General features: G+C 45.6%; 6 protein-coding genes, 1 tRNA gene and 1 pseudogene. 3 read left to right on the top strand and 5 right to left on the bottom strand.

What is annotated here, in order from left to right:
* The 4 genes from AXFE_RS01395 to AXFE_RS01375 form a co-directional block, all read right to left on the bottom strand.
* On the bottom strand, nt 1–291 hold a 291-nt coding region (locus AXFE_RS01395), incomplete at its 3' end, for an IS3 family transposase (protein ID WP_152625788.1).
* The gene (locus AXFE_RS01390) at nt 291–611 is read right to left on the bottom strand and encodes a transposase (RefSeq protein WP_052604111.1); all 321 of its coding nucleotides are present in this window, start codon (nt 609–611) and stop codon (nt 291–293) included. The genes AXFE_RS01390 and AXFE_RS01395, both read right to left, overlap by 1 nt.
* Nucleotides 612–1,305: 694 nt before the next feature.
* Nucleotides 1,306–1,500 carry a hypothetical protein gene (locus tag AXFE_RS01380; protein WP_052604109.1) on the bottom strand — a complete coding sequence of 65 codons (195 nt, stop codon included), beginning with the start codon at nt 1,498–1,500 and terminating at the stop codon, nt 1,306–1,308.
* 274 nt (nt 1,501–1,774) lie between these two features.
* On the bottom strand, nt 1,775–3,238 hold the full coding sequence (locus AXFE_RS01375) for a coiled-coil domain-containing protein (RefSeq protein WP_052604108.1): 1,464 nt from the start codon (nt 3,236–3,238) through the stop codon (nt 1,775–1,777).
* Nucleotides 3,239–5,631: 2,393 nt separating this feature from the next.
* Here AXFE_RS01375 and AXFE_RS20640 point away from each other — a divergent pair.
* A pseudogene (locus tag AXFE_RS20640) lies at nt 5,632–6,102 on the top strand (IS1595-like element ISAxf1 family transposase); the annotation flags it as partial.
* A gap of 411 nt (nt 6,103–6,513) precedes the next feature.
* Here the strand turns inward: AXFE_RS20640 and AXFE_RS01360 are convergent.
* Nucleotides 6,514–7,383 (bottom strand): alpha/beta fold hydrolase, encoded by an 870-nt coding sequence (locus tag AXFE_RS01360; protein WP_052604105.1) that lies wholly within the window; start codon nt 7,381–7,383, stop codon nt 6,514–6,516.
* 157 nt (nt 7,384–7,540) lie between these two features.
* Here AXFE_RS01360 and AXFE_RS01355 point away from each other — a divergent pair, with 157 nt between their 5' ends.
* Both AXFE_RS01355 and AXFE_RS01350 read left to right on the top strand, forming a co-directional pair.
* A complete protein-coding gene (locus AXFE_RS01355) occupies nt 7,541–8,134 on the top strand; it encodes a DedA family protein (protein WP_052604104.1) in 594 nt (197 codons plus the stop codon).
* A 21-nt stretch (nt 8,135–8,155) separates the two neighbouring features.
* Nucleotides 8,156–8,230 (top strand) — tRNA-Pro (locus AXFE_RS01350).
* The last annotated feature ends 738 nt before the right edge of the window (nt 8,231–8,968 follow it).

Below are 8,968 nucleotides of genomic sequence, written 5' to 3'. Positions count from 1 at the left end.
AATGATCTGGGGGATATACCCTCTATTCCAAGATCTCTCATCCGAGTTGCAACGCTGTTTTTTACTGATTACCTCCCCGCGATCGTGAAGCTCAGCGGTGATTCTTGGAGCGCCATAAGTTCCATTAGATTCCCTGTGAATGGAGAGTATCTTTGCCTCAAGGTCATTTCTAGCCACCTTGGCATCGGCTGGGTTCTCTAACCGATGTAGCCAGGCATAGTAGCCAGATCGAGACACTTCAAGTAGTCGCGCCATTCGTGCTATCTCAAAGTTAGCGCACTCCGCTTCCATCAGGGCAAATCTTTCTTGTTTGCTTGCTTGGCTGCGAAGTACGCGGCTGCTTTTCCCAGGAACTCATTATCTTTTTTGAGCTCTGCCATCTCACGACGAAGCTTTATGAGTTCTCTTCTTTCATCAGCGCTCAGTGGTCCTTCATTGACACTAGAAGCTGCCTCTAGACGTATTCGTTCATCTTTTACCCACCTATATAGAGCCTCTTGGGAAATAGATAGCTCACTAGCTACCTCTGGAACGTTCCTGCCGGAATCTATAACTCGATGAGCAGCTTCAGTCTTGAACTCAAGGGTGAATTTACGCCTTGTTGCTCCCATGATGACATCCTTTCTACCAACAATCTATGTTGGCTTAACAGGTGTCCACTAAATCTGGGGAACCTCAATGTAACTGTAAGAGGTTATGCCTATTTGTTGTTGATCTGGTGATCGGGTTTGTCCTGTTCCTTTTGTTCTGTTCTTTGAGGGGTATCCACTCCTTGTGCGGTTGAAAGCCTTTGACCTGGCTTGTCCGAAGTCTCAAATGGTCTGTTGCCGGGTAACTGAGGAAGCATTTGGCAAACACTCATTTTCGCATCGCCAATGGGTGGGGTCTTTACACAATTTTGCCGGCCCACACTAATCTTGTTCTCAGGAGTAGATGTGCTAAAGGCTGCTTTGGACTCTTGAACACAGCGGCTCCAGACCCATCGGGCACTGTCTCATTCAGCACTGTCTCGTTAGGCACTTTCTCATTCAGCACTGTCTCGTTAGGCTTGCAGTCTTGACCCAGCATCTTTAGAAATAGGCAATCGGTAGTTGTACCAGATGGCGGAAGAGCCAAGTTTGCGTGATAACACTTCGGTGTATAGCTTGCTCATATGGAGATCAAACCCAATAACAACCCAATAACAAAAAATTGTCTAGCGCTGTATTTATCATGTTCTAAGTACGACAGATCAATTACCGACGATGATCTAAAGTAAGGCGCTCATCGAGCCTTAGCTCGAGGAAATCATTACTCAGCTTTGCATCACGAAGGGGCCAAAGAAGGGGCCAAAGAAGGGGCCAAAGAAGGGGCCAAAGAAGGGGCCAAAGTGGACTTTAGACCATGGCCAATCAACTCCATCTCCTCGTTAGTGTCGATCCCCAGTTGTGGAATATTCACTATGGCATCGATCCTCTCGTCAAAGTAGATCAAAGCTTGGTCGTCTCTGAGGCTGCGCATTGAGTTGCTAAGTCTTGGCCACAGCCTCGCTAGACCTGTAGCTAAGACTTAGTCTTCGTCACTAGGAGTCTTCGTCACCCCGCTAGAAATCATCAAGCAGTAGGTGGCTAATCAGCGCAATGTTTGAGCACAGTTGTAGGCGCTTCGCCCCGGTGGGACGCTATATCCCCAGGGCTAAAACCAGGGGCATTCCGCCAAATGCCACATTCTGGTAAAAAGGTCCATCCGGATTGAATTCGCGGAAGGTCCTTTTTGCTAACACCGAGACGTGGTTTTACTCCGATGGTGGGGTGCTTGCCTCTTGAACCCTGGGTGTCCTGGGTGGTCGTCGCGTGGTTGATGTCCGAGTAGTTGACCGTGTGGTTTTGGCTGGCGGCTCCGACGTTTTGGTCGATTCATCAACAGGGTCTTCGGCGATTGGAGCCGAGGCACGGCTTTGTTGAATATCTTCTTCGTCTACGGAGATAATTGCATCAGGGGAAGAGGTAAGGTCTATTTCAACCTCTTTCAAAGGCGCTGAATCGCTTGATGTAGCAGGATCTTGCTCGATTGAAGTGTTTTTGGATTCGACTTCACTATGGTCATTGCGTGGGTGATTCTCGTTACTTAGATGACCTGCGGGTTCTATCGATACTTCTCTGTTTGTCCCTGAGGCTGACTCTACCTCGATGCTTTGGCTCTCTATTGAAATTTTGTCAGCTTGGGCTGAGGAGTGAGTTTCAACCGAGTAGAGATTTAGGGCCTCAACAGAGCCTTCCAGGGATTCCAAATTAGAATTTATGGAGACAGTAAGGGCACTTTCCACACTCGTGACGCGTCGTTGAGCATCTTGGAGAAGTTCTAGGAACCAGCCTCGAGTTCTTGCGAGCGTGTCTATGTGGCCTCGGACTTCGTCTGCACGAATTTTGAGGTCGGAGAGAATTTCTGTTCGCGTTTCCCTCGCAGAGGTAAGTAACGAGGTGGCTTCTTTTTGGGCATCAGCTAGGATTCGATCCGCACTCCTCTGGGAGTTTGAGATGGTCTCAGAAGCGAGTTGATTTGCACGATCTAAAATCTCCTTGGCCAATAATTCTTGCGCACCTAGTCGTTCGGCTATTATCTGGTCAGCTTGGTCAATTTTTGTTTTGGCTTCTGCCTGAGCGCTTGTAATGATATCGGCAGTCTTGTCTCGTGCTCTAGAGAGCATCTGGCTGGCGAGAGTTGATGCCTCCTCTTTTTCCCTTTTTGCTTGGCTCAGAAGTTCGTCAGCCTGTGATTGTACTTTTTCTGTTTCAGACCTGGCTTCTGCCTGAGCGCTAGAAATCATTTGTTCAGATTGATTCTGAGCCTGAGAGAGCATCTGGCTGGCGAGAGTTGATGCCTCCTCTTTTTCCCTTTTTGCTTGGCTCAGAAGTTCGGCGCCTTCCGCCTCGGCCTTTTCTTTTATTGATTGGCTTGCCGTTACGGAATTGGAGATAATAAATGAAACATGGTCCCCGAGCATTTTTGCTGCCATCGCTTCGTCCATTGGCAGAGGGATTGGTTCTGGCCGTGAATTGGCATCGTTTAGTTCTGCTGTTACTTCGGCTAGTCTTTGCTTTAGCTCGCTGATTGTCCGGTTTGACTCTGTCAAGTTTGTTTGAAACCGTTCCAAGGATTCGCGTACATCCTCAGGCGAATATCCTCGTCGAACCGTGCGTAATCTCGCGATTATGGATTCTGTTGACGCTGGCTGGAAATCATTCCTCGATTGATTCAATCGGGACCTCTCTTTTTTCCTAAAATTACTCTTATAGTATATTTAGCGCACTTCGACCGCGTTCAATCTGGGATTTTGTAAATTTATTAAAAAATACTGAGGCTAAGGCTGTATTTATGACATTATGGTCAAATCGTTTGCCTTTGCTGACTTCGGTTCGATTTGCAAGTGGTCGTTTTTGCTGGGAAATTGTGGCCGGCTTCAAGGTAAGGATCTCTACCCCCAGGGTAAGTATTGCTAGAAAACGATTGCCAATCAAGAAGTAGTTTGTAAGAATTTGGTGAAATAAATGCGCTAAATTTTCTTTAAATTTCCGGTTCGACCCCGATCTATCGAACAATCAAAGGATAAAAGTGGTCTATGAAAGCATGCTTTGTTTGCTTTTTGGGTTTGCTCGTTGGCCGCTCGGGGTTTGAATGGCGAACTCGATCGCTTCTTGTTACTTTGAATAAATGGGCAGGTTGAGATCGCTGGAGTATCAAGGTTTGGCGCTTTCTGCACCGAGAGAGGCTTTGTCTTTATCTGGTGGTCCAATCACACAGCGAGCAACGAAAATCTCGGTTTTAGCCACTGACTGTTGCACTACATCTACATTAATGTCTCGATTTCTATGGATATAGAGCTTTGACATTCAGTTTATTTTATGCAATTATTTTCCGCCACTGGGTGGTGGTCCTGGATCGATAATATATGAAAAACCACATTAAAGAAAGTCGGTAATGTAGTAAGCCACATATCGTGACAATTTGTGCTCACTTAGCGACATTGAGATAGTTATTTCTGACCTTCAAGTTGCCCAGATTGGCCTTTTCAAATGTTCCGCAGGCACCTTGTATTGTGAGAATAATCGAGAGATTTGACTCTTTTGAGTTGGGGCATTGAATAGCTGATTGACAGGTGGCGCCTTTGGAAATCGTTTGATGAATGGCTCTTGATCTTGAGATTAAACGTTGTCTAGCGCTATGTATGCTCTTGGTGGGGTTAAACCACTCAATGCAGACAAATTTGACCGAGTTCTGGCTCTGTGCGATTGGAAATTTGTAGTTCTCCTGGTCAGGTCTACTATATAACTCCACCTTTGAGTAGGACTCTTCGGCTAGTCGGATGTGGACTTTTAGTGGTGCATTTGTCGACGGCGTCCCACAACCAAGATGGTTTCCTGCATGTGGGACTTGATCCCATATAGAGGGTCCTTGACTTTCCAAGTGCGAGTTTTTTGAGATCAAGGTAGGTTTTGCTGGTGAATATCTTGACTTTTCAATTTCGGATGCTGATCCACTTGGCGGTTCACTAAGCGATTAGATCAGCTGTGTTCTTTTTAGCCTTGTCGGATCTGTCGTACCTGACTGATGACTGCCAGTTCGATGGGAGACTTAGAGTAAGTCCCAATGGTATGAATATCGTACAAGTGCCAGGAGCATTCTGGAGGCACACTAAACGCCAGACAAGCTTTTGGAGTTAAGATGGGGTGCCTTGCTTTGACTTCAGGCCAGTTTTAGTACAAGTTTGAGTGAGTGCGGATAGGAATTCAGGTTTTTGTATTGCATCCTTATTTTTGCATTGAGGACCTAAAGCTAATAAAGCGCATCTTTGGATGGCGCATTCTTGTAGCGATCTGGTTTAAAGTATCGAACTGATAAAAGCCATATTTTAAGGAACATAAAACGTGCTTGCTTTGTCTTAATGCGATCGAATCAACTTGCATATGCTGGTTGCAATGCGAAGGTATTCTGTCTCGACACGTCTCTAGAACAGATGTTTTATCAGAATGATGCATTATTAAACATACTTATCAAGTTTCGTAAGTTTCGCCTTCACCGAGACCAGATTGGAGCTAATCCTTAGTAGAACAGATGTTCTACTAAGGTGGCATGGTGGATCTCTCAGGCTTTATGGTACGCTTCGCTTCAGAGGAAGCATGTGAAGATCATTTGATCAAATTGCTATTGCTATGAGGGATTAAGATGCTCAAAGTGTAACTTCGATCAATTTACTTTAGTAAGGGCAAATCATTTCAAGAAATGCAGCATCTCGAGCTCCACTTTTTCAATGTAAATCTTTTCGACGTCAAACTAGCGTTACCTCCGGGACTATCTTCCATCGAAGCCATATCTCTTTATCCAAGTGGTTTTCTGCTATCTATCTATTGTCCAACGACAAGCGTGGTCTTTCAGCTACTACCCCCTAGCCATCAGAGCCCTTGCTAAATTCGTTCAAGTATCTTATCCAACTGGCTGGTTGATGCTAAATAAGCTACCTAAGGCAATGGCTGAGCGTAATGGCTGAGCGTAATGGCTGACCGAGATGGTTTATATAAACTTGGAGGAAACGCCTGAGTAGATGAGTTCTTTTTAGGTGGTGAGAGCCATGGCGAAGGCTAAAGAGGAAAGGGAACAAAACAAACCAATGTTCTAATTGGAGTGTCGATTAGCAATAGTGCTCCTACTCATTGCTTCATGGAAGTAATCAAAGATACCACTGCTAAATCACCCAAAGATGTTTTTGTGAGACGTTTAGATTCCGACACCAAGCTGATAAGTGATGGTAACCCAAGTTACGGGGTATGTGCTGAAAGACCTTGGACTAGCGCACGGGTTCACTCTATCCAAAGACGAACAAGCACATGTAACATTCAAATGGCTCAAGATCCTAAATTGGGAACTGCAAGAAATTTATCGACGGAACATACCACGGACGTGAGGAACATAAGCAACTTATGCCTCGAGGAATTCGCATACCGATTCAACGCAAGGCACTTTGAAATGTCATTGGTCGAGCGACTTCTCAATACATGTGTGTTTGCGTCTCCCCATCCGCTACTCCGCGAATCTGATTCCAAAATGGCTCTTGCTTACGAAACTTGATAAGTATGTTATTAAATATGTACCTGCTAGAGACGAAAGTTGATACCCCTTGTAGTCAAGGCAGAGGCTTTTGTGAAGATGGCATTATCGCGGATGTCCATTGGCGAATCCGGTAGTTTTTCGTGTGATACGGAAGTGAGTCAACCACTCCGGGGAAATTTGCTCATCTGTTTGGGACGGCTGCGATTGGTACTGGACCAACTTGATTTTAAGCAGCCGTAGGAGATAAACCCTCATAAGGGAGTGTCCCGCATTGTGCGACTCATCGGAATTGATTCATCGAAGATCGGCTTTGGTTCTCCCCCTTTTAATATTCACTCAAAAAAAGGGGGGCAGGTGTTAATGGTTGAGGATTTCTTTGACGTAGGAGTCTTCAGATTTTGAGCATTTTGGCGAACTGCAAGGCTGTGTCTAATTAGTTTCTTGTAAATCGAACCAATTTGTGATCATCTTTGCGACCACTTCAGGCTTTTCGAATGGCCCAAAGTGACTCATTGCCAATGCCATTTCGACCTCGGATCTTTTGGCTTTTTCTCGTAGGCGCTCCATGTAGTTGAGATCAAAGGCGTCCGTAGTCTCACCTGAAATAAACAGCATTGGTATTTCAATCTTTGGTAAATTGGAATACGCTTGATTGCATGACGCCCAAGCGTAGATTTCGGACTCTATCTCCCTTGGGCAGGTTAGCTCCAATTGGGCATCCAATGTTCGTTTGAGACCCGTTTCCAGGTATAAATCGATGCAGGTTTGATCGAAGCTAGACATCGGGAACTTTGATTCAAAATTTGAATGCGCTTCCCTCCTCGTCCCAAAGTGTCGTCGGCGTCGTTTGGTTAGAACCGATAGGTGGTTTGAATAATCTGGCTTTGAGGAATTACCTTCAATCGGTACTACCGGCTCGAATAGGGCTAGCCTTTTGAAGAGACCGGGCGAGTTTGCCTCCGCTAGAATCAGAGCAGCACCTCCGTAGGAATGACCAAATCCCGCCCACGAATCTCCACCTAAAACCTCGATCGTTCTTTCGATATCGTTTGCAAAAGTTCCCCAGTCAACGTTCAGAGAATCGCCACCGCTTGAGCCGCCATGATAACGTGCGTTGATACCAAAACAGTGGAATTTTGACCTAAGAGCAATGGCCAGAGGAAGATACATTCGAGCATTGAATCCTGTAGCGTGGGCAATTAGAAGGTTGTGACCTTCTCCTCCGAAATCTTCCACCAATATGGATGCGTTGTCGCTTCCGGCTACTTTTGTTATTTTAATTTCATCATATCTTGACATTATGCTTAAAGAAATCTACTTAGTTGTTGGAACTTCCGTTTCATTCTAGGCAAGGTAAGCCGGAACTCTCAAGGTTAAAAGGGTTCTCAATCTTTGAAAATTCGCATTTCAAATGCGTATTGTGCGACAGATCGTCAATGGCCACTAGTGTAACGTCGTGGAAAATTTCATCTCAAGTTCGGGAATTCTCGCTATATTTTTGCTCATGACCGCGGAATCGGCTTTGATACCGATACCCTCTGAGGTTATAATGCCTTTTGCGGGCGCTCTTGCTGGGTTAGGCAAGTTGAATATCGTGATGGTTATTTTGGCGGGTACTTTTGGCAACCTGATCGGTAGTTACATTGCATGGATTATCGGTCGAACTGGCGGAAGGGCGTTGGTGCTTCGAGCCGGTCGCTACGTGAGGATCAAAGAGGAAGATCTTCACAAAGCCGAACGTTGGTTTGCCAGACGGGGTGATTCTGCAGTTTTAATAGGGCGAATCCTCCCCGTTGTTCGAACCTTTATCTCTCTCCCGGCAGGTGCAGCAGAGATGCCCCCGGTGCGGTTTGGTTTATTCACCTTCATTGGCGCACTGCCTTGGTGTGCTGCCTTGGCTGGATTGGGCTATGGAGTGGGATCTAATTGGACTCAGTTTTCTTCATACGTTAAATATGCCGGATATTTGATTGCTGTGATCCTTGTTGTGATCATCGCAAGATTTTTCATTGCACGATTTCGCTCTTCGGGGAATCAAATAGCCAAATAGCCTATTATGATGTAGTTTCCTCGGGGAGTGGCGCAGCGGCAGCGCACCTGGTTTGGGACCAGGGGGTCGGGGGTTCAAATCCCCCCTCCCCGACCATTTGACTTGAATGCTGAGTTTTGATAGAGGTTATTGTTCGAGCCCATCAGTACGGGCCTCGCATTTTTAATCTAAGTTGATATCCTTGCTGCTATTTCCTTTTACTATCGCTTCGCAATCTTATCTAGATTTATGGTTAGCGAATTTATTTGTTCGGACTCGGGTAATCTTTTCGATAGAAGATTTATCATCGGCTGTTACGCGGGGTCTTATCCGTGTAGTTGGTCGATGTTGATAGAGAATCGACTTGTGACTCTATTGGATTTGCGACGCTGCAGAAAAATTCAAATACCTCTCGGAGTCGAGATTAAACGATTGCTCTTCGAGTTGTCTGGCCAAGGTCTGATTTCCCGCCCGTTAGGTGGATAAAAGTTTCCGTCTAGTCCCCCCCCTTTTTTTTTATAGATGGTCGGCTAATTCTCTTGTTTCTGGAGATCGTTAAATAGGCAAATTGTCGCTTATTTTTTGAGCTTCAAAGTATCAATAGCCCCATGAATAGGATATCTATTGTTATTTATGGGGCTATTGCGTTGATTTGCCAGCCCTTGCTATGGAGCCAACGATCTCACTCGTATTGCGTTCATTTTCAAGTAAATGATAGTTTGTGAGAGTTCACCCAAAATGTAGAAATATCGCTGACCTGTTCATAGCTCGTTGATTTGAGCCCTTGAGCCCTTGAGCCCTTGAGCATTGGCTGATCCTCTATCTTTAGGGCCTAGGTGTCGCCTTATTGCCAAT

Source organism: Acidithrix ferrooxidans (assembly GCF_000949295.1).
GTDB classification, from domain to species: domain Bacteria; phylum Actinomycetota; class Acidimicrobiia; order Acidimicrobiales; family Acidimicrobiaceae; genus Acidithrix; species Acidithrix ferrooxidans.
This window is presented reverse-complemented; position numbering and strand designations above follow the sequence as displayed.

Bases quoted from the DNA above. Each gene is read 5' to 3' on its own strand.
- AXFE_RS01390 (WP_052604111.1), bottom strand. From the start codon at position 611: ATGGGAGCAACAAGGCGTAAATTCACCCTTGAGTTCAAGACTGAAGCT.
- AXFE_RS01360 (WP_052604105.1), bottom strand. From the start codon at position 7,383: ATGTCAAGATATGATGAAATTAAAATAACAAAAGTAGCCGGAAGCGAC.
- AXFE_RS01380 (WP_052604109.1), bottom strand. From the start codon at position 1,500: ATGCGCAGCCTCAGAGACGACCAAGCTTTGATCTACTTTGACGAGAGG.